Here is a 20,057-nt window from a genome sequence, read left to right on the forward strand (position 1 = left end):
TTCTAAGGCGCTTGAGAGAACTCGGGTGAAGGAACTAGGCAAAATTGTACCGTAACTTCGGGAGAAGGTACGCCGCTGACGGTGATGAGACTTGCTCTCTGAGCTATTGGCGGTCGCAGTGAAAAGGCCCCTGCAACTGTTTATTAAAAACACAGCACTCTGCAAACGCGTAAGCGGACGTATAGGGTGTGACGCCTGCCCGGTGCCGGAAGGTTAATTGATGGGGTTAGCTTCGGCGAAGCTCTTGATCGAAGCCCCGGTAAACGGCGGCCGTAACTATAACGGTCCTAAGGTAGCGAAATTCCTTGTCGGGTAAGTTCCGACCTGCACGAATGGCGTAATGATGGGGGCGCTGTCTCCACCCGAGACTCAGTGAAATCGAAATCGCAGTGAAGATGCTGTGTACCCGCGGCTAGACGGAAAGACCCCGTGAACCTTTACTATAGCTTCACAGTGGACTTTGAACCTGCTTGTGTAGGATAGCTGGGAGACTTTGAAGCGGTGACGCTAGTCATCGTGGAGTCGTCCTTGAAATACCAGCCTGGCATGTTTGAGGTTCTAACCTAGGTCCATTATCTGGATCGGGGACATTGTGTGGTGGGTAGTTTGACTGGGGCGGTCTCCTCCCAAAGAGTAACGGAGGAGCACAAAGGTACCCTCAGCACGGTCGGACATCGTGCAACGAGCGTAAAGGTAGAAGGGTGCTTGACTGCGAGACCTACAAGTCGAGCAGGTGCGAAAGCAGGTCTTAGTGATCCGGTGGTTCTGTATGGAAGGGCCATCGCTCAACGGATAAAAGGTACTCCGGGGATAACAGGCTGATACCGCCCAAGAGTTCATATCGACGGCGGTGTTTGGCACCTCGATGTCGGCTCATCTCATCCTGGGGCTGAAGCCGGTCCCAAGGGTATGGCTGTTCGCCATTTAAAGAGGTACGCGAGCTGGGTTTAGAACGTCGTGAGACAGTTCGGTCCCTATCTGCCGTGGGCGTTGGAGATTTGAGAGGAGCTGCTCCTAGTACGAGAGGACCGGAGTGGACGAACCTCTGGTGTTCCGGTTGTCACGCCAGTGGCATTGCCGGGTAGCTACGTTCGGACGGGATAACCGCTGAAAGCATCTAAGCGGGAAGCCTCCCTCAAGATGAGATCTCCCTGGGGGCTTGACCCCCCTAAAGGGCCGTTGAAGACCACAACGTTGATAGGCTGGGTGTGGAAGCGTTGTAAGGCGTGAAGCTAACCAGTACTAATTGCCCGTGAGGCTTGACTATATAACACCAAAGCAGTCTCGGCTCGCAGAGCCAGGACCGCAAAGATACGGTGTCAGAGATTAGACGCTTGCGTCATTGAGTAGCAAACTTCTCATTCCCAATTGGCTTTGCCGGTGAGCAATGTTGTACACCGGCGAGGCAACCTAATTTAGCGAAAGCTAAACCAGTTTGCCTGACGACCATAGAGTGTTGGAACCACCTGATCCCATGCCGAACTCAGAAGTGAAACGACATATCGCCGATGGTAGTGTGGGGTTTCCCCATGTGAGAGTAGGTCATCGTCAGGCTCTTAAATAAAACAAAAGACCCCCGCCACGAAAGTGTCGGGGGTTTTTTGTTTTATTTAGGATCACGGTGAGCTCCTCTCCCTACCTCGCGGCGAAACCGCCATGTGACATCCGATGCACCGCAGGTGCCAGGGTGTAGGCGCCGCAGGCGTCCCGAAGGGATAGCAAGCTTGCTTGCTACCTAAGTAGGTCATCCTTCTAGCTACGAGCTACGAGCTACGAGCTACGAGCTACGAGCTACGAGCTACGAGCTACGAGCTACGAGCTACGAGCTAGAAGCTAGAAGCACCCCTTCGCCATGCAAGCATAGCTCCAACGACACAGTACCCAGCTCCAAACCTCGCCTCTGTAACCAAACCGCCACCCCGTCGTCATCCCGGCTACCCACCAAGCCTTCAAGCTCAGGGCTTCACAAACGATGAGTCCAGATCATGTTGCTGAACATCATCCTGATCGCCATGGCCATAACCATATTGGTCTACCGTTACCGCAAACTCATGTACCACTTCCGTGCAGTAGAAGCGGGTAAACTTTATCGCAGTGGCACCCTGGGCCCGATGGCCTTGCGAGTGATGCATCATGTGTTAGGTGTCAACACGATCATCAACCTGCGGCTGGAATCCGAGTACGGCAAAGGGGGCTGGTATAAGCGGCAAGGTGAGTACTGCAGCCGCCACGGAATCAAGCTGGTGAATATTCCCATGGCGCAGGACACACCGCCAACGGAAGATCAGATTCAAGCCTTCATGACAGAACTGGACCGTGGAGACAGTTGTTGCCTGGTGCATTGTGAGATGGGAGTGATACGCACAGGGATGATGGTGGTAGCGGTCGCGACTCGCCGCTACGGGGTGCAAGCCAATGCCGTGTGGAAGCACTTTCCGCTGTTTGGCCACAAATTGGATGGGCGCCGCCAGCCGGTAAAGGCCTTCATCATGCGGTGTGCTGGCCTGTCAGAGCCCTCACCCCAGTAACGGGCTCTCCGCGGGGAGATGAAGCTTGAGCCGATTGCTGACCACGGCAATATCGAACTCCGTACTCTGTACCGGTTCGCCATCAAGATTCAGATTCATGGGGCTGGGGGTTTTTACTTTCAGTGATGCCACCTGGGCACGGATGAAAAGCCCTTCTTGCTCAGGGTCTTGCCTGGCTTCGCTACCAAACAACCCTTTGACGCCAGCAAGTAGATCCATCTGGGCCGGTAGGATGGCCACATCGAGCAGTCCATCGTTGACCAGGGCGTCAGGGCAAAGGCGCTGTCCGCCACCAGCCTGGCGACCGTTGCCCAGACCGAGTGCCAGAAATTCCCCCTGCCATTCGAACTCTCCATTGCTGAAGGTGCCTTCGGCAGCCTGGATTTCAGAGAAACGTGTCAGCCCGGTTAGCAGATAGGCGGCCCCCCCCAGCATGCTTTTCAGCTCTTCCGATGTCTGGGTGGTTACCTCGGTGCCGAAGCCGCCAGTGGCCATATTCAGGAAGTAGTGATCATTGACTCGAATGACGTCGCTGGGCGTAGCCGGGGACTCCAGTAATGCCAACGCTTCGGCAATGGCATCAGGTATCCCCGCCGCCGTGGCAAAATCGTTGGCGGTGCCCAGAGGCAGAATCGCCAGGGAGAGATCATCACGATCACTGGCCATCATGGCATGAACAATATCCCTGACAGAGCCATCGCCTCCGCCAGCAATGAGGGTGGTATAGCCCAGATCCAGGGCCTCTCTGACATAGCGCTCCGCATCACCTGCCTCCCAGGTGACGCGGACCGCCAGATCGTGACCCTGGTCTCGCCAGTCCATGACAGCATGGCGAACCTCTTCATTGGCTGCCTGTTTGCCATGTAGAACGAGCAGACTCTTTGTCGTCACGGTATGCCTTCCTCTGTGCAGTGGTAATGAAGTCTTTCCCGAAAAGTCGGCGATCTTAGTCTTTATGTATCTCTCAATACTCGCGATCTATTGCAATTTACGTGATAGAGAGAGCGAGTGTTGTGACAGCTGGCGGGGCTTTACAACTATTAACGGTTGCGGGTGTTATCGATAATGATTGCTGTTTTCTATTGAAAGGATAAAGGAATAGTATTTTTCTATTATTTCCGTGGCAGTGATGATGAGTGCCAAGGAGGTGTCCCATGATAAAGACATTCAGTTTCGGTGCGATGCACATTGCCGTGGCATTTCTGGTCGTCTGGGCGATGACCGGAGATTGGCGGATTGGCGGTGCGACAGCGATGGTGGAGCCCTGCGTGAATACGGTGGCCTACCATTTTCACGAGAAAATCTGGAAACGACGGGCCCATGGTGGGGCCGTGAGCGGAACGGTCATGGCGTAGGATAAACTCAGTGTTTACTCTGCCATGGCCGTTGGTTAAGCTAGCGCACAAGTATACATTCTGAGGGGTATTTGTCAGGTGCAGAATTCAAGCAGTGACATCGATGCGATCCGCCAGGTGGTGAATCAGGTACTGGAAGTGCACGCCCGGGAAGAGGGTGGCCAGCGCTCCCAGGCCCGTTCGGAAATTCTGATCCACTCAATGCAGGTGTTTGCCCAGCGGGGCCTGCAGCGGACCACGGTGCAGCACCTGCTGGACGCCTCCGATGTGTCTCGACGCACCTTCTACAAATATTTCCGCAACAAGATGGACGTGCTGGAAAGCATCTATCGTATCTTTGTGGACAACATGCTGCTGCACTTCCACAAGGAAGTGAAGCAGGCCTCCTCGGCCCGGGACATTATCCGTAACACCACCAAGGTGTATTTCGATTACCACGTGAGCATGGGGCCGATCATTAGGCTGATGATGGAGGAGGCGCGCTCCTCCACCTCTGCGTTGGCGCCGCACCGGGTGCGGGCTCAGGACATTGCCTCCGAGGTGCTCACGTCCCAGATCAGCCGTTACACCGGCAAGAGCTATGAACCCCTGGTGTTCCGCACCATGCTGTGGATGCTGGAAAACTACTCCCTGTATATCTTCGAGGACGGTGGTTTTTCCCAGGAACGACTGGACCTGTGCGAGAAAGTTGCCATCGGCATCGCCGAATCCCTGGTGCTGGGAGAGGTGACACCGGGCATGCTGGAACGCCCGGTATCCTGAACCTCTGAATGTGTTGCCGGGTTTACTCCGGCTTCACGAACTTCAGTGTCATGCGATCACTTTCTCCGATCGCCAGATATTTCTCTCTGTCTTGATCGCCCAACCGTAATGACGGCGGCAGCGTCCATACCCCGGCGGGATGGTCGGCGCTGTCCTGTGGGTTGGCGTTGATTTCCGACTGTTTTGCCAGCCGGAATCCGGCCTTTTCTGCCTGGGCGATCACATAACTTTCAGTCATATAGCCGCTTTCAATCTGCTCTTCGAGGGAGCGCCCTTCCGGCGCCCGATGTTCCACTACCCCAAGAATGCCGCCGGGTTTCAGGGCCTTGAAGAAGCTGGCAAACACGGCTTCTGCCTTGCCGGCTTTGGCCCAGTTGTGCACATTGCGAAACGTCAGCACCCGATCCACGGTACCAGCGGGGGCAATATCGCTGTAGACCGGAGGATAGAGATGGGTGATGCGAACCTGGTCGTAGAGAGCCGGGTATTTCGCCAGATGCGCCTTGAACAGGGTGAGTGAGCGGGTGTAGAAACTGATGTCGCTATCCGGCGGAAACTGGGCCGCGTAAAAGATGCCTTCCTCGCGAAGGTAAGGCGCCAGAACTGCGGTGTACCAGCCTTTGGCGCCGGGCCAGATCTCCGCCACGGTCATGTCCTTTTCTACCCCGAAAAAATCCAGAGTCTGTGCCGGATGGCGATAGGGGTCGCGCGTTTTCTCTTCAGCGCTGCGGTGGGGCGCGGAAAGAATATCGTCGAGGGAAGTGGCTTGTGCCAGGGAAAACGACAGCAATGCTGCCAGGGCAATCAGAATACGCATGATCTCGTCCTATCGTAGGCCGCGGATCAACACCTTCATGTAATCAGCGGCTTGTTGTTCGAGGCTGCCTTCGCCGGTGAGCGCCCAGGTATAAGTGGTGCCCACCACCAGATTTACCATCATCAGGATGGTGTCGCGGGTTGGCAAGGCCACGAAGTAGCCGTCTTTGCGTAACTCCTTGAAGAAGGCTTCGGCCACTGGCAGATTTTGCTCCATCAGGGCCAGATACTGGCGCTGGATATCGCCCATGAAATCCCCGGCTTCCTGGATCAGCACCCGGGAAAAATCCTGGTTCTGTTCCAGGTAGCGGGCCACATTGCGGCAAAGGCTTTCCAGTCGCTGCAGTGGTGGCACTGTGCTCATCAGATCCGTGAAGATAATGTCGCGGATGGTGTTGAGATTTTCTTCCACGATGGTCAGAAGCAGGGCGTCTTTGGAGGGAAAAAATTTGTAGATGGTGGCCTTGCCCACCCCCGCCTGCACCGCGATGGTTTTCACCTCGGCGCTGCGGAAGCCTTCGCTGGCGAAGACTTCCTGGGCGCAGGTCAGAATGCGGGCGCGGCGAGGATCATCCATGAAAGGTTCCGTTACCCCTTACAGGTATTTGATTTTTTCCAGCTGTTCTTCGAGCTTGGCCTGCTGGGAGCGGTAGTCATCCAGTTTGGCCTTTTCCTTGTCTACGACTGCCTGGGGCGCCTTGTCCACAAACTTGGGGTTCTTCAGTTTGACTTCGGCGCGACCCACTTCCTTGCGCAGTTTATCGATTTCCTTGGACAGTCGTTCGATTTCTGCGTCCTTGTCGATCAGGCCGGCCATGGGTACCAGAATTTCCATGTCTCCCACCAGCGCGGTAGCGGAGGCCGGGGCGGAATCCTCCGCATTCAGCCAGGTAATGGATTCTAGCTTGGCCAGCTTGCTCAGGAAGGTGCGGTTGGCATCCAGCAGGGCCTTGTCACTGTCCTTGCCGTTATGCAGGAAAAGGGGCAGGGCCTTGCCCATGGGGATACCCATTTCGCCGCGGATATTACGCACCGCAGTGATGACAGCCTTGACCCATTCCGCGCCGGTTTCCGCCTCTTCATCAATCTTGCCGGCGTCGCTGGCCGGGAAAGGCTGCAGCATGATGGTGTCGCTCTTTTTACCTTCACCCGCCGCAGGCGCTTTGCCTGCCATGGTGCCAATTTTCTGCCAGATTTCTTCGGTGATGAAGGGCATGAAAGGGTGGGCCAGGCGCAGTATGGCTTCCAGCACGGTGACCAGGGTACGGCGCGTGCCGCGTTTCTGGGCCTCGGAGTAATCGTCACCCCACAGCACCGGCTTGGACAGTTCCAGATACCAGTCGCAGTACTCGTTCCAGATAAACTCGTAGGCGGCGTAGCTGGCTACGTCGAAACGGAAGCTGTCCAGGGCTTCACTGACTTCCTGTTCCGCGCGCTGCAGTGCGGAAATGATCCAGCGGTCTGCCAGGGACAATTCAACTTCACCGCTCAGACCGCAGTCTTCGCCTTCGGTGTTCATCATCACGTAGCGGGCGGCGTTCCAGATCTTGTTGCAGAAGTTCCGGTAGCCTTCGATCCGGCCCATGTCCCACTTGATATCACGACCGGTGGAGGCCAGCGACAGGAAGGTGAAGCGCAGTGCATCGGTGCCGTAGGGGTTGATGCCGTCCGGGAAATCCTTGTGGGTGCGCTTGGCAATCTGCTTTTCTTTCTGCGGCTGCATCAGCCCCTTGGTGCGCTTGTCGACCAGAGCATCCAGAGTGATACCGTCGATCATGTCCAGCGGGTCGAGCACATTGCCCTTGGATTTGGACATTTTCTGGCCGTCATTATCGCGCACCAGACCATGCACATAGACTTTCTTGAAGGGCACCTGGTCGGTGAACTTCAGTGTCATCATGATCATCCGCGCCACCCAGAAGAAGATGATGTCGAAGCCGGTGACTAGTACATCGGTGGGGTGGAAGGTGCGCAGGGCATCGGTGTCTTCCGGCCAGCCCAGGGTGGAGAAGGTCCACAGGGCGGAGCTGAACCAGGTGTCCAGAACATCGTCGTCCTGGCTCAGGGGGATGTCGCCAAGATCATGTGCCGCGCGCACTTCTTCTTCGTTGCGGCCCACATAGACGTTGCCGTCGTTGTCATACCAGGCCGGGATGCGGTGGCCCCACCACAGCTGCCGGGAGATGCACCAGTCCTGCAGGTCGCGCATCCATGAGAAATACATGTTTTCGTAGTTCTTGGGCACGAACTGGATATCACCGTTTTCCACGGCGGCAATGGCCGGCTTGGCCAGCTCTTCCACGGCCACGAACCACTGGTCGGTCAGGTAGGGTTCGATTACCACACCGGAGCGGTCGCCACGGGGTACCTGCAGGGTGTGGTCGGCCACTTTTTCCAGCAGACCCAGAGCATCCAGGTCATCCACCACCTTCTTGCGGGCGTCGACCCGGTCCATGCCTCGGTAGGGTTCCGGTACTTCGTCATTCAGGGCCGCGTCGATGGTCAGGATGTTGATCATCGGCAGGTCGTGGCGCTTGCCCACTTCGTAGTCGTTGAAATCGTGGGCCGGGGTAATCTTCACACAGCCGGAGCCGAAGTCAGGGTCCACGTAATCGTCGGCGATGATGGGGATATCACGATCTGCCAGCGGCAGGCGGATGGTCTTGCCGATCATGTCCTTGTAGCGCGGGTCTTCCGGGTGCACCGCCACGGCAGTATCGCCGAGCATGGTTTCCGGGCGGGTAGTGGCGACCACCAGGTGCCCGGAACCGTCGGACAGGGGATAGCGGAAGTGCCACATGTGGCCCTGCTCTTCCACGTTCTCCACTTCCAGATCGGAAATGGCGGTGTGCAGGGTCGGGTCCCAGTTGACCAGACGTTTGCCACGGTAGATCAGGCCTTCCTTGTGCAGGCGCACAAAGACTTCTTGTACCGCGTTGGACAGGCCATCGTCCATGGTGAAACGTTCACGGGTCCAGTCCACGCTGGCGCCCATGCGGCGCAGCTGACGGGTAATGGTGCCGCCGGACTCGCCTTTCCATTCCCAGACTTTCTCCAGGAACTTGTCACGGCCCAGTTCGTGGCGGGTAGTGCCTTCTCCTGCCAGCTTGCGTTCCACCACCATTTGGGTGGCGATACCGGCATGATCGGTGCCTACCTGCCACAGGGTGTTGCGTCCCTGCATGCGGCGGTAGCGCACGAGGGTGTCCATGATGGTGTCCTGGAAGGCATGGCCCATGTGCAGGCTGCCGGTCACATTGGGCGGCGGAATCATGATGCAAAAGGAATCACCCTGGCCGGAAGGCTTGAAATAACCGGCTTTTTCCCAGTTTTCATACCAGGCCTGTTCGATGCGATCGGGTTGATAAGTCTTGTCCATGAGTCCGCTTCTAAACCAGTAAAAAATGAGGGCGAATTATAGCGGAGCGGGGCCGCTGCGTCGCGGGTTGCGGGAAAAACGCGAGGACGGAGACTACTGGTGGTGGGAGGTGGCTGTCTGGCCTGGAGAGTCTGATCGAGAGGACGCTGTGCTGGGTTGCCAGGCCGCTGTAGTGAATAGCCTCTCGCTGCACCTGCCTGAGACCGCGAGAGGGATCGTTATGATTTCTTGCGCAGCGCGGCGCGCAGCCTCAGGCGCAGGGATTTTTCCAGTTTCGGCAGGGCTTCCGCCACCAGTTCATCGATAACGGCATCAATGTCGGCGTTGCTCAGAGAAGGGCGAGCAGTCGAGGGGGTTGGTGTCGTGACAGCAGGAGCTGGGTTTCCCTGGGGTGAGGGTGGCGGCGTACCCAGAAAAGGGTTGCTTCTTTCGCTGGCCAGCTTGCGGATCTGCATCCGGTCCAGGGTGTCGCTCTCGGAGGGGGAGCGTTGTGGTGGTGTGTCGGCGTCGTCCAGCAGGGACTGCACATCGCCAAGCTCCTTGAGAAGCTCTTTTTTGCGTGACTCCCGGTCGCTCATGGTGGTGTCCGTGGGTTCTTCAGCCCAGTTCGTGGGTGGTGACCGGGAAGCCTCGCTCACGGTAGAAGCGGAATCGTTCGCGCCCAGCCTGTCTTTCATTCTCGGCCCCACTGATCATCTCCGCAACCCGCTGGAAACGGGAGGCGAAATCCGGCACCTGATCGGTCAGGTTGATCAGCACATCGTGGTGATCGCCAGGATCGCCGCCATGGCTCAGGATGACCGGCGCCTGGCCCTCCTGCTGAATGGCATGGGGAAGGAAACCGGTAGCAGGAGCTTGCCAGAACTGGTCGTCCAGTTGTCGTGCATGGTCCGCATCCCGGCAATGAATGTAGACCAGCCGGCCCTGTTTCTGGGCCTTGTCGGCAATGCGCCAGGCCAGTGCCTGACGGACACCATCGCCGGCCTTGTTGCTCAGGTAGAAGGTAACTTCAGTCATTAAAACACTCGCAGGCATCACGCAGCATGCAGCACGCCCGAAGGCGTGCAGTCATGCGTGGGCGTATCAGCACTGATCCATCAGAAAACGGGTGAGCATGGGTACCGGGCGACCGGTGGCCCCTTTGCTCATGCCGCCGCTGATCCAGGCGGTGCCAGCGATATCCAGGTGAGCCCATTTCACGTCCTTGGCAAAGCGGGACAGGAAGCAGGCGGCGGTGATGGAGCCGGCTTTGGGGCCGCCGATGTTCTGCATGTCAGCGAAGGGGCTGTCCAGCTGGCCCTGATACTCATCCCAAAGGGGCATGGGCCAGCCCCGGTCGCCGGTTTCCTGGCCGGCAGCCAGCAGCGCCTGACTCAGGCCGTCGTCGTTGGCATAGACCGCCTGGGCATGGGCGCCCAGAGCAACCACGCAGGCACCTGTGAGGGTGGCAACGTCGATGAGGGTGTGCGGTTTGTGTTTCTGTTGCACATAGGTGAGGGCGTCGCACAGCACCAGCCGGCCTTCAGCATCGGTGTTGAGGATTTCCACGGTCTGCCCGGACAGGGTCTTGACGATATCCCCGGGACGGGACGCGCGGCCGTCAGGCATATTTTCCGCTGCCGCTACCACGGCTACCAGGTGGATGGGCAGATCCAGCTCGCACACGGTCTTGACGCTGCCAAACACGCTGGACGCGCCGCCCATGTCGTATTTCATCTCGTCCATGTTGGCGCCGGGCTTCAGGGAAATGCCGCCGGTATCAAAGGTGATGCCCTTGCCAACCAGGGCGACAGGACCCTGTTTGGTGGGTTTGGCACCCTTGTATTCCATGACGATGATCTGTCCCTGACGCTCGGAGCCCTTGGCCACGGCAACAAAGGCGCCCATGCCCATCTTCTCTGCCTGGGCCTGGCTGATCACCTTGACGGTGAGTTTTTCATATTGCTTGCCCAGATCCCGGGCCACGCCGCTCAGGTATTCCGGGTAGCAGTCGTTGGGGGGCAGGTTGCCCAGGTCGCGGGCCAGGTTGACGCCGTCGGCCACACCCTTGCCGATCTTGCTGGCCTTGCTCAGGGCCGTATCCTTTTGCGCATGCCAGAAGGTCCACTTGCTCAGTTTGCTGGCTGGAGCCGGTTTGCTGCGGTATTGGTCGAAACGGTAGGTGCTTTCTTCCGCTACCCGCGTGCCCTCCCGGGCCTGCCATGCCAGATTCTGTGGCAGATCGCTGTCGAGAAGCCAGAGTGCGTGTTTGACTGGTGCCTTGCTGACCATCTTCACGGTGCTGCGAAGCAGACCTTGCCATTGCTGATCGGAAGGCTGCTTGTCGCCTCGGCCGACCAGCAGCAGGCGGGCGACGGCCAGGCCTTCCGGCTGATGTAGCCAGCACATCTGGCCCTTGCTGCCGTCAAAATCGCCGGCCTTGATGAAACGGGTAAGCTGGTCGCGGGTGCTCTCCGGCAGCGTCTCGGGGAGATCGCCGTTCTTGCCCAGCACCAGAATCAGTGCGTCGGCTTTGAATTTGTCCAGGGGCCTGTTGCTCACTGCGAAGTCCATGCTGTCTCCATATCGATCAAGGTATGGCACGCGGCAAAAAGGCGTGCCGGTGCGGAAAACAGGGAAATATTGGGCTGTTCGGCGGTCAAACGCAATCGACCCGGGGCGGTAAGGCGGATCATTTTTCTGTTGAAACCATCTGGGTAACGGGTATTTCGCTGCGCATCATTATCACCTTGGCCGGCCAGTCGGTTACACTAGGGCCCATTCACTGCTGCCGCAGGCGCCTGCAGGTCCGGTTGCCCGCGCGGTATGTATCGTCACCGCAGGCTTTCATGCGCTGCCTTTATCAGGTGTCGGTGCCTTTTTGCAGACAAGGATGAGTGGGCCAGCCCTTGATTCTTCATCGTTATATTAACCGGCAAGTTTTCCTGACCACCGTCATGGTCACCTTTATTCTGGTGATGGTGCTGGTCAGTGGGCGCTTTATCAAATATCTCGCCGAGGCCGCAGCCGGTGAAATCGCCGCCGATGCCTTGTTTCTGGTGATGGCGTTCCGGATGCCGGAATTCCTTGCAGATGATCGTTCCCCTGAGTCTCTATATCGGCCTGTTGCTGGTGCTTGGGCGCATGCACATGGATAACGAGATGGTGGTGCTGCAGGCGGGCGGGCAGGGCCATGGACGGATTGTTCGTTCGCTGATAATGCCGATTCTCATGGCCACCACCCTGGTGGCCATGTTTTCCCTCTATGTGACCCCGCGCGGCGATGCGGAAGTGAACCGCATCTTTGAAGAGCAGAAAGACCGTTCGGTGCTGGAGCTCCTCACTCCCGGACGCTTCCATGTAAAGGGCTCCAGCAATACCCAGCGCGCCACCTATGCGGAACAGATGAATCGGGAAAAAGGGGTGCTGGAAAATGTGTTCGTGGCTGATGCCCGTTTCCAGGCCCGGGGTGAAGCAGATCGGTTGCTGACGGTGTGGGCCAAGAGCGGCAAGCTGGTACAGGAAGAGGGCATCAGCTATTTGCTGTTGACCGAGGGTTTCCAGTACCAGGGCAAGCCGGGTCAGAGTGACTACAAGGAAATCGGCTTCCAGGAAGCGCGGGTACGTATCGGCAAGGAACGGACCGACAGTCGCCCCCCCAAGGTGCGCGGCCGTCCCACCCCGGAGCTGATCGACGAGCGCGACAGTAACCGCGATGCCATGGCCGAATTGCAGTGGCGTATTGCCCTGATTCTTACCGTGCCAATCATGGCTCTGGCGGCGATTCCGCTGGCCCGGGTCAACCCGCGTCAGGGGCGCTTTTACCGCCTGATCCCGGCGGTGCTTGGCTACATGCTCTATGTAGGCATGCTGCTGGTGACCCGTAGTGCCATCGAGGACCATAGGGATGCTCTACCTTGGTATCTGCATACCGGTTGGGTGCATCTGGTGGCTGTGGTGGTGGTGTTTCTGTTGTATTTCGGTGGGCGGATTTTCCGCCGCAGGAGGCGGGCGTGAGATTATTGAGACGCTACTTCTGGCGGGCGGTGTTGATACCCACGCTGGCCATCCTGGGCATTATCGTGGGCCTGGATTGTCTGTTCGGTTTTATCTATGAACTGGAAGGCCTGCGCGGCGATTACCAGGCCATGCAGGCCCTGCAGTTTATCCTTACGACAACGCCGCGCCGGGTGCACGAATACCTGCCGATGGCGATCTTGCTGGGCACCCTGATTGGCTTGGGCCTGCTCGCCAATAGTGGTGAATTGTCGGTGATTCGGGCTTCCGGTGTGTCCACGCTGAAGGTGAGCTGGCTGGTGTTGCGTCCGGTTTTCCTGCTGATTCTGCTGTCCATCCCTCTCGGCGAGTATCTGACCCCATACTCGGAACAGGTGGCGCAGAGTAACCGCTCCATGGCCGAAGGTGGCGGTGAGGCGTTGCGCTCCAAGTACGGTTACTGGCACCGGGAAGGGCCGGAATTTATCCATATCAATGCGGTGCAGCCCAACGGCGTGCTCTATGGACTGACCCGTTATCGGTTTGATGACAACCATAAACTGACAGAAACCCAGTTTGTGGAACGAGCCATCTACCAGGGGGATTTCTGGTCGCTGGAGGGCATCAAGGGAACCCGGCTTTCCGACCAAGGCACCGAAGTCTTCAGTCGCGACAACGCCCAGTGGCAAACCAAGCTGACCCCGCAATTGCTCAGCATCGTGGTGCTGGAGCCGGATCATCTGGCCATGGCCAAGTTGCTGGAGTACACCGATTATCTGAAGCGACAAGGACTGGAGACCGCCGATTACATGCTCAGTTTCTGGCAGAAACTGTTCATGCCACTGGCTACTATCGGCATGGTGTTGATTGCCATTTCCTTTGTGTTTGGGCCCTTGCGCGAAGTGACCATGGGCCTGCGCCTGACAGCGGGGATCGTGGCAGGTCTGATTTTCCATTATGGCCAGCAGTTTTTTGGTCAACTGTCCCTGGTGTTTCACACCGATCCACTGATGGCCGCCGTGGTGCCGCCGGCGCTGTGTCTGATCCTGGGTATCTGGTTGCTGCGGCGGGTACGATAATCATGACAATCTGGAGGGGGCAGGGACGCACCCATAAAGGGCGACGGCATGCCAATGAGGACACTCTGGTGTGCCGGGATGGTGACGGCCTGTGGGCAGTGATCGATGGCATGGGCGGCCATGATGCGGGTGATCTGGCGGCGACCATTATTCGTGAGTCCCTGGACGCTGTGACGTTGGGGGGCAGTATCGCCCACCGGCTATTGGCCGTGGAATCTGCCCTGCTTACCGCCAATCACGCCATTCGCCATCACGCTGCCCTGCATCTGCGCAGCAAGCCGATGGGGGCCACCGTGGTGGTGCTGTTGATTTACCGGGATGAGGCCGCGGTGCTGTGGGCCGGCGACGCCAGGCTTTACCGCCATACCGATCAGGGCACCGTCTTGCTGACTCGCGACCATACCCCGGTGCAGGCCCTGGTAGACGCGGGTGAGATTGATGAACGCCAGGCCATGACGCACCCCCGAGCCCATGTGATTTACCAGGCCATCGGCAATGGTGACAAGCTGGAGCTGGAGCAGGCGCGTTTCGATATTTCCGCCCAGCAGCAGTTTCTGCTGACCTCCGACGGTGTACATTCGGTGCTCACAGTGGACCAGCTGGGGCAGTTGATGGCAGAGGGCGCCAGCGAATCCGTCATCCTCAAGGCCGCGCTCAATGCCGGCAGCAAGGATAATGTGACAGCGGTAAAAGTGTCCGCCGGTGAACACGGGGAATAGACAAATATCTTTCTGAGGCTGGCAAAGCCGTCATCTGCTGGTATACTCGCGCCCCACTGCCAGAGTGGTGGAATTGGTAGACACGACGGATTCAAAATCCGTTGCCTTCACGGGCGTGCCGGTTCAAGTCCGGCCTCTGGTACCAAACGAATAAAAAAGCCCGCTTAGTGCGGGCTTTTTTATGGGCGCACCATGCACAGGCTGGTTGCCAAGTGCAGAACCGCCCGACGCTGAATGGGAGTGACCCTATGGAACAGCTGCAACCTGCCGGTTTGTTGAAACGTCTTATGGCGCTGGTTTATGACGGTTTTCTGGTGCTGGCGCTGTGGTTCGTGACCGCCGGTATCTTTGTGCTGGTGTATCCCCACACCGGTTTGCCGGAGGAATCCATTAACGGCGTGACCCGTGCGGCGCCCGGTTACCTGAAAGGTATTCTATTGCCCCTGTTGCTGGTGGAGACCTGGCTGTTTTATGCCTGGTTCTGGATGCGCGGCGGGCAGACGCTGGGCATGCGTGCCTGGCGGTTGCAGGTGCAGGATTACCGGGGTGGATCGGTCAAGTTGTGGCAGACCGTGGTCCGTTTTCTGGGCGCCTGTGTTTCCTGGGCGCTATTCGGCGCCGGTTATCTGGTGGTGCTGATCGCTCCTCATCAGACACTGCACGACCGCCTGTCCGCCACTGCCACGGTGGAATTGCCGAAAAAGCCGAAGAAGAGCTGATTTTCCCCTCGCACTTTATTCGCGAAGCCCTTTCACGCTGACGCGTGATTCGTCCCTCAAGAGGAACTCCTACAGCAACGCCGTAGAGGTCTTGATGAAGGGTGTTTTTTCCTCGTGGCAGAGCAGGTATCCTTGCCTCCCCCTATAGCTTCCGTGCCGGTACAGTACGTGAACGTCGACGATTTTGATTTTGATCTTCCTGACGGGCTGATTGCCCGCCATCCTCCCGCCGAGCGTCGTGATGCCCGCCTGTTGGCGCTGACCTGTGATGCCCTCCAGCACCAGCAATTCCCGGATCTGCTCTCCCACGTGCACCCTGGTGATCTGCTGATTTTCAATGACACCCGGGTGATTCCGGCCCGCCTGTTTGGCCAGAAAGAAAGCGGCGGCAAGGTGGAAGTGCTGATTGAGCGGGTGGTGGATGAACGCGAGGCTCTGGCCCATGTGCGTGCTTCCAAGTCGCCGAAGCCGGGTACCTGGCTGCAATTTGATGAGGGCGTGCGAGCGCAGGTGACCGGGCGTCGTGATGCCCTGTTTATCCTCCAGTTTCAGGGTTGCGACACCCTGTTGGGGGCACTGGAGCGTATCGGCCACGTACCCTTGCCACCTTATATTGACCGGCCCGATGAAGCTGGTGACATGGAGCGCTACCAGACGGTCTATGCCCGCGAACCGGGTGCGGTAGCGGCCCCTACCGCCGGCCTGCATTTTGACGATGAGATGCTGGCGGCTCTGGAGCAGCACGGGGTGGATATCGGGTTTGTCACCCTTCATGTCGGCGCCGGCACGTTTCAGCCAGTGCGGGTGGACAAGGTGGAAGACCACCACATGCACAGTGAGCGTTACCAGATTCCCGATTCACTGGTGGAGCAGGTGGCGCAGGCCCATGCCCGGGGTGGCCGGGTTGTGGCGGTGGGTACCACTGCGCTGCGCGCCCTGGAAGCGGCCAGTCAGACCGGTGGTTTGGTGGCGGGGCAGGGCGAGACCGAGATCTTTATCTATCCGGGCTACCGGTTCCGGTTGGTGGATTGCCTAGTGACCAATTTCCATCTTCCCAAGTCCACCCTGCTGATGCTGATCAGCGCCTTCGCCGGTCGTGAGCGGGTAATGGCGGCTTACCAGGCGGCCATTGACGCGCAATACCGTTTCTTCAGTTACGGCGATGCCATGTTTATTGAGCGGGTGGGTGTGCCTCCCGCAGAGGGGCTTTGAATGTCTCGAATGCAGTTCTCTCTCAACAAGACCGATGGCGCCGCGCGACGTGGGCAGCTCACTTTCCCGCGCGGCACCATCCAGACCCCGGCGTTCATGCCGGTGGGTACCTATGGCACCGTCAAGGGGATGCTGCCCAGGGATCTGGCCGATACCGGCGCTGAAATCTGCCTGGGCAATACCTTCCACCTGATGCTGCGTCCCGGCACGGAAGTGATTGAAGCTCACGGCTCCCTGCATGGTTTCATGCAGTGGGACAAGCCGATTCTCACCGATTCCGGCGGTTTTCAGGTATTCAGCCTGGGCGACATGCGCAAGATTTCCGAGCAGGGGGTGGTGTTCAAGAACCCCATCAACGGTGACCGGGTGGAACTGACTCCGGAAAAGGCCATGCAGGTGCAGCGTTCCCTGGGCAGCGATATCTGCATGATCTTTGACGAATGCACGCCATTCCCTGCCACCGAGCAGCAGGCCCGGGATTCCATGCAGCTGTCCCTGCGCTGGGCCCAGCGTTCAAAAGAGGCTCATGAGGGTAATGATGCGGCCTGTTTCGGCATCGTCCAGGGTGGCATGTACGACAACCTGCGCCAGGAGTCCCTGGCCGGGCTGGTGGATATCGGTTTTGACGGTTATGCCATTGGCGGCCTCAGCGTGGGCGAGCCCCAGGAAGAGATGCTGCGCACCTTGGGTGCCATTGCCCCGCATATGCCGGAAGATCGTCCCCGTTACCTGATGGGCGTGGGCAAGCCGGACGACATCGTTGAGGCGGTCCGGCGCGGTGTGGACATGTTCGATTGTGTGATGCCCACCCGTAATGCCCGTAACGGGCACCTGTTTACTGCCGAAGGCGTGGTGAAAATCCGCAACGCCCGGCATCGTCACGATCTGGCTCCCCTGGAGTCGGATTGTGACTGCTATACCTGCCAGCATTTCTCGCGCAGCTATCTGCATCACCTGGATCGCTGCAACGAAATGCTGGGCTCCCAGCTCAATACCATCCACAACCTGCGTTATTATCAGCGGCTGATGGCTGGATTGCGGGGGGCCATTGAAGGGGGTACATTGTCCGCCTTTGTGGACGACTTCTACGCAGCGCGAGGCCAACAAACCCCCGCGTTGTAGCTATTTGAAAACTGGAGTAATCAATGAAAATCGCAATGCGTTCCATCCTGGCCCTGTTGGCCACGGCCCTGATCTCCCCGGCGTACGCTGCTGCGCCTGCCGGCCCCGGCGGTGTGGAGCTGATCATGCTGGTGGTGATGATGGTGGTGTTCTACTTCTTCCTGATTCGCCCTCAGCAGAAGCGTGCCAAGGAACACAAGAACCTGGTGGAAAGCCTGAGCAAGGGTGATGAAGTGGTCACCAGCGGTGGCATTCTGGGCCGGATTACCAAGGTCACCGATGATTTCGTGGTAGTGGAAATCAGCAACAACCTGGAAATCAAACTGCAGAAAGGTAGCGTCCAGGCGACCCTGCCCAAAGGCACCATGAAGTCCATCTAAAAACAACGGTCAGCCCCGTCGAGTACGGGGCTTTTTGCAGGCCAGTTGATGCCTGTATTGCCAAGGGATTGAGAGCTCAGCGTTTTCAATACCCAGCCCAAAGGACCGGCAACACCGGAAAGAACTATGACCCGCTACCCCCGCTGGAAATTTTTCCTGCTAATGGCTGCGCTGATTGTCTGCGGCCTTTATGCGCTCCCCAATCTGTATCCCGATGCGCCTGCCATCCAGATCAGCCATGCCGAAGCCGGTGGCGAAGTCACCGATGTGGCACGTCAGCGAGTGCTTGGCGCTCTGGATAATGCCGGCCTCAACCCGGGCCCTGGCGAGAGTGTCGGCACCTCTTTGCTGGTACGCCTGAGCGATACGGAAGCGCAATTGCGTGCCCGGGAAATCGCCTCCAACCTGCTGGGTGATAACTATGTGGTGGCCCTGAACCTGGCCGCGACCACCCCGCAATGGCTGCGTGCCGTGGGCGCCAGCCCCATGAATCTGGGTCTGGATCTGCGTGGCGGGGTGCACTTCCTGCTGCAGGTGGATATGGAAGAGGTGGTGACCAGCCGCATGGAAGCCTGGGCGGGGAATGCCAAGCTGACCCTGCGCGATGCCGGGGTTCGCTATCGCGGTGTAGAGGTTGATGGCACTACCATCACCGCCACCTTCGCCGATCAGGTGGCAGCCGATGCCGCCCGGTCGCCGTTGCGTCGGGCACTGGACAACTTCTCCATGAAGCCTGCCGGTGATAGCCCGGAAGTGGTGCTGACATTGAACGATGCCGCGCTCAAGGAAATGCAGGACTATGCGGTGGATCAGAACCGCACCGCCCTGAACAAGCGTGTCAACGAACTGGGTGTGGCTGAAGCGGTGGTGCAGCGTCAGGGTTCTGATCGCATTGTCGTGCAGTTGCCGGGGATTCAGGATGCCTCCCAGGCTCGCCGTATTCTCGGTCGTACCGCCACCCTGGAATTCCGTTTGGTGGATAAAAGTGTGTCTTCCGCCCGCTTGCGCACCGGTGTAGCGCCGCCTGGGCTGGAATTCTTCCCCTTCAAGGGTCAGCAAGGCCGTATTGTGGCGTTGAGCAAATCCAAGATTGCGACCGGCGATCAGGTGATTGATGCGCGCATGGGCTTCGATCAGCAGAACGGGTCACCGGAGGTGAACGTGACGCTGGATGCGGATGGCGCCAAACGCATGCAGCGCATCACCGGCAAGAATGTGGGTAACCCCATGGGTGTGCTGTTCATCGAAACCAAAACCGATGTTCAGACGTCTACCGATGCCGATGGCAATACCGTGGACAAGATGGTCAGCACCACGGAGAAGTATGTGATCAACGTGGCGACCATTCAGGATACCCTGGGCAGTCGCTTCCGCATCACCGGCCTGGATAATCCGGCTGAAGCCTCCGAGCTGGCGCTGCTGCTGCGCGCCGGGTCCCTGGCGGCGCCGGTGAGTATTGTTGAAGAGCGTACCGTGGGGCCAAGCCTGGGTGCGGAAAATATTGAAGCCGGTCTTAAATCCATGGCGCTGGGTCTGGCCCTGGTGCTGATCTTTATGGCGGTCTGGTACAAGGTATTCGGGCTGGTGGCCAATGTGGCGCTGCTGGGTAACCTGGTAATCATCGTTGGCATCATGTCATTGATTCCCGGTGCCACCCTGACCCTGCCCGGCATCGCCGGTATCGTGCTGACCGTGGGGATGGCGGTGGATGCCAACGTGCTGATTTTCGAGCGGGTGAAAGAAGATCTGCGCCGGGGCCTTAAACCGCTTCAAGCCATTGAAGAAGGCTACGGCAAAGCCTTTACCACCATTCTGGATGCCAATATCACCACCCTGATCGTGGCGGTGATCCTGTTTGCTGCCGGTACCGGATCGGTACAGGGCTTCGCGGTAACCCTGTTCATCGGCATTCTCACTTCCATGTTCACGTCTATCATTGGCACCCGTGCCATGGTGGAAATGATCTACGGTCGCGGTGCCCGTGCACCGGCCAAACTGAGTATCTGAGGCG

General features: G+C 58.4%; 19 protein-coding genes, 1 tRNA gene and 2 rRNA genes (1 of these 22 cut by a window edge). 15 read left to right on the forward strand and 7 right to left on the reverse strand.

Annotated elements, in window-relative coordinates; genetic code table 11:
• The 3 genes from ACMG4M_RS04295 to ACMG4M_RS04305 form a co-directional block, all read left to right on the forward strand.
• Positions 1 to 1,267, forward strand: a 23S ribosomal RNA gene (locus ACMG4M_RS04295); it begins 1,625 nt to the left of the window's first position.
• Between the two features lie 171 nt (positions 1,268 to 1,438).
• Positions 1,439 to 1,554, forward strand: a 5S ribosomal RNA gene (rrf, locus tag ACMG4M_RS04300).
• Positions 1,555 to 1,985: 431 nt separating this feature from the next.
• Positions 1,986 to 2,528, forward strand: coding sequence for a fused DSP-PTPase phosphatase/NAD kinase-like protein (locus tag ACMG4M_RS04305; protein WP_414430765.1), 543 nt, complete (start codon positions 1,986 to 1,988; stop codon positions 2,526 to 2,528).
• On the opposite strand, the gene yegS is transcribed toward ACMG4M_RS04305, so the two are convergent.
• Positions 2,517 to 3,419, reverse strand: a complete 903-nt coding sequence (gene yegS, locus ACMG4M_RS04310) for a lipid kinase YegS (protein WP_035248222.1) — start codon at positions 3,417 to 3,419, stop codon at positions 2,517 to 2,519. The genes ACMG4M_RS04305 and yegS overlap by 12 nt on opposite strands.
• A 263-nt stretch (positions 3,420 to 3,682) precedes the next feature.
• On the opposite strand from yegS, the gene ACMG4M_RS04315 reads away from it, so the two are divergent.
• Both ACMG4M_RS04315 and ACMG4M_RS04320 read left to right on the forward strand, forming a co-directional pair.
• Positions 3,683 to 3,883 carry a DUF2061 domain-containing protein gene (locus ACMG4M_RS04315; RefSeq protein ID WP_035248220.1) on the forward strand — a complete coding sequence of 67 codons (201 nt, stop codon included), beginning with the start codon at positions 3,683 to 3,685 and terminating at the stop codon, positions 3,881 to 3,883.
• A 78-nt stretch (positions 3,884 to 3,961) separates the two neighbouring features.
• Positions 3,962 to 4,645 carry a TetR/AcrR family transcriptional regulator gene (locus ACMG4M_RS04320; protein ID WP_035248218.1) on the forward strand — a complete coding sequence of 228 codons (684 nt, stop codon included), beginning with the start codon at positions 3,962 to 3,964 and terminating at the stop codon, positions 4,643 to 4,645.
• Positions 4,646 to 4,667: 22 nt separating this feature from the next.
• On the opposite strand, the gene ACMG4M_RS04325 is transcribed toward ACMG4M_RS04320, so the two are convergent.
• From ACMG4M_RS04325 to ACMG4M_RS04350, 6 genes are all read right to left on the reverse strand, one after another.
• The gene (locus ACMG4M_RS04325) at positions 4,668 to 5,462 is read right to left on the reverse strand and encodes a class I SAM-dependent methyltransferase (protein ID WP_272975245.1); all 795 of its coding nucleotides are present in this window, start codon (positions 5,460 to 5,462) and stop codon (positions 4,668 to 4,670) included.
• 9 nt (positions 5,463 to 5,471) lie between these two features.
• Positions 5,472 to 6,038: a TetR/AcrR family transcriptional regulator gene (locus tag ACMG4M_RS04330; RefSeq protein ID WP_035248213.1), complete on the reverse strand. Its 567-nt coding sequence runs from the start codon at positions 6,036 to 6,038 to the stop codon at positions 5,472 to 5,474.
• A gap of 18 nt (positions 6,039 to 6,056) precedes the next feature.
• Positions 6,057 to 8,840, reverse strand: coding sequence for a valine--tRNA ligase (locus tag ACMG4M_RS04335; RefSeq protein ID WP_414430766.1), 2,784 nt, complete (start codon positions 8,838 to 8,840; stop codon positions 6,057 to 6,059).
• Between the two features lie 218 nt (positions 8,841 to 9,058).
• Entirely contained in the window at positions 9,059 to 9,418 is a 360-nt protein-coding gene (locus tag ACMG4M_RS04340) for a hypothetical protein (RefSeq protein WP_035248209.1), read from the reverse strand.
• A gap of 19 nt (positions 9,419 to 9,437) precedes the next feature.
• A complete protein-coding gene (locus tag ACMG4M_RS04345; RefSeq protein WP_035248208.1) occupies positions 9,438 to 9,857 on the reverse strand; it encodes a DNA polymerase III subunit chi in 420 nt (139 codons plus the stop codon).
• 66 nt (positions 9,858 to 9,923) lie between these two features.
• Positions 9,924 to 11,393 carry a leucyl aminopeptidase gene (locus ACMG4M_RS04350; RefSeq protein ID WP_414430767.1) on the reverse strand — a complete coding sequence of 490 codons (1,470 nt, stop codon included), beginning with the start codon at positions 11,391 to 11,393 and terminating at the stop codon, positions 9,924 to 9,926.
• A 323-nt stretch (positions 11,394 to 11,716) separates the two neighbouring features.
• On the opposite strand from ACMG4M_RS04350, the gene ACMG4M_RS04355 reads away from it, so the two are divergent.
• The 10 genes from ACMG4M_RS04355 (at position 11,717) to secD (ending at position 20,053) form a co-directional block, all read left to right on the forward strand.
• The gene (locus ACMG4M_RS04355; protein WP_414430768.1) at positions 11,717 to 11,977 is read left to right on the forward strand and encodes an LptF/LptG family permease; all 261 of its coding nucleotides are present in this window, start codon (positions 11,717 to 11,719) and stop codon (positions 11,975 to 11,977) included.
• Positions 11,913 to 12,836 carry an LPS export ABC transporter permease LptF gene (gene lptF / locus ACMG4M_RS04360; RefSeq protein WP_414430769.1) on the forward strand — a complete coding sequence of 308 codons (924 nt, stop codon included), beginning with the start codon at positions 11,913 to 11,915 and terminating at the stop codon, positions 12,834 to 12,836. The genes ACMG4M_RS04355 and lptF overlap by 65 nt, the downstream gene beginning before the upstream one ends.
• A complete protein-coding gene (gene lptG, locus ACMG4M_RS04365; RefSeq protein ID WP_414430770.1) occupies positions 12,833 to 13,894 on the forward strand; it encodes an LPS export ABC transporter permease LptG in 1,062 nt (353 codons plus the stop codon). Before lptF ends, lptG begins: the two co-directional genes overlap by 4 nt.
• A 2-nt stretch (positions 13,895 to 13,896) precedes the next feature.
• Positions 13,897 to 14,613 carry a PP2C family protein-serine/threonine phosphatase gene (locus ACMG4M_RS04370; protein ID WP_035248205.1) on the forward strand — a complete coding sequence of 239 codons (717 nt, stop codon included), beginning with the start codon at positions 13,897 to 13,899 and terminating at the stop codon, positions 14,611 to 14,613.
• A gap of 58 nt (positions 14,614 to 14,671) precedes the next feature.
• Positions 14,672 to 14,758 (forward strand) — tRNA-Leu (locus tag ACMG4M_RS04375).
• A 103-nt stretch (positions 14,759 to 14,861) separates the two neighbouring features.
• On the forward strand, positions 14,862 to 15,332 hold the full coding sequence (locus ACMG4M_RS04380) for an RDD family protein (RefSeq protein WP_035248172.1): 471 nt from the start codon (positions 14,862 to 14,864) through the stop codon (positions 15,330 to 15,332).
• A gap of 168 nt (positions 15,333 to 15,500) precedes the next feature.
• Positions 15,501 to 16,544 carry a tRNA preQ1(34) S-adenosylmethionine ribosyltransferase-isomerase QueA gene (queA, locus tag ACMG4M_RS04385; RefSeq protein WP_272975249.1) on the forward strand — a complete coding sequence of 348 codons (1,044 nt, stop codon included), beginning with the start codon at positions 15,501 to 15,503 and terminating at the stop codon, positions 16,542 to 16,544.
• 9 nt (positions 16,545 to 16,553) lie between these two features.
• Positions 16,554 to 17,666 (forward strand): tRNA guanosine(34) transglycosylase Tgt, encoded by a 1,113-nt coding sequence (gene tgt / locus ACMG4M_RS04390; protein WP_273010207.1) that lies wholly within the window; start codon positions 16,554 to 16,556, stop codon positions 17,664 to 17,666.
• Positions 17,667 to 17,689: 23 nt separating this feature from the next.
• Positions 17,690 to 18,046, forward strand: a complete 357-nt coding sequence (yajC, locus tag ACMG4M_RS04395; RefSeq protein ID WP_269530044.1) for a preprotein translocase subunit YajC — start codon at positions 17,690 to 17,692, stop codon at positions 18,044 to 18,046.
• Positions 18,047 to 18,172: 126 nt separating this feature from the next.
• The gene (gene secD, locus ACMG4M_RS04400) at positions 18,173 to 20,053 is read left to right on the forward strand and encodes a protein translocase subunit SecD (RefSeq protein ID WP_414430771.1); all 1,881 of its coding nucleotides are present in this window, start codon (positions 18,173 to 18,175) and stop codon (positions 20,051 to 20,053) included.
• The last annotated feature ends 4 nt before the right edge of the window (positions 20,054 to 20,057 follow it).

It is taken from the genome of Alcanivorax sp. IL3, assembly GCF_047495465.1.
GTDB classification, from domain to species: domain Bacteria; phylum Pseudomonadota; class Gammaproteobacteria; order Pseudomonadales; family Alcanivoracaceae; genus Alcanivorax; species Alcanivorax jadensis.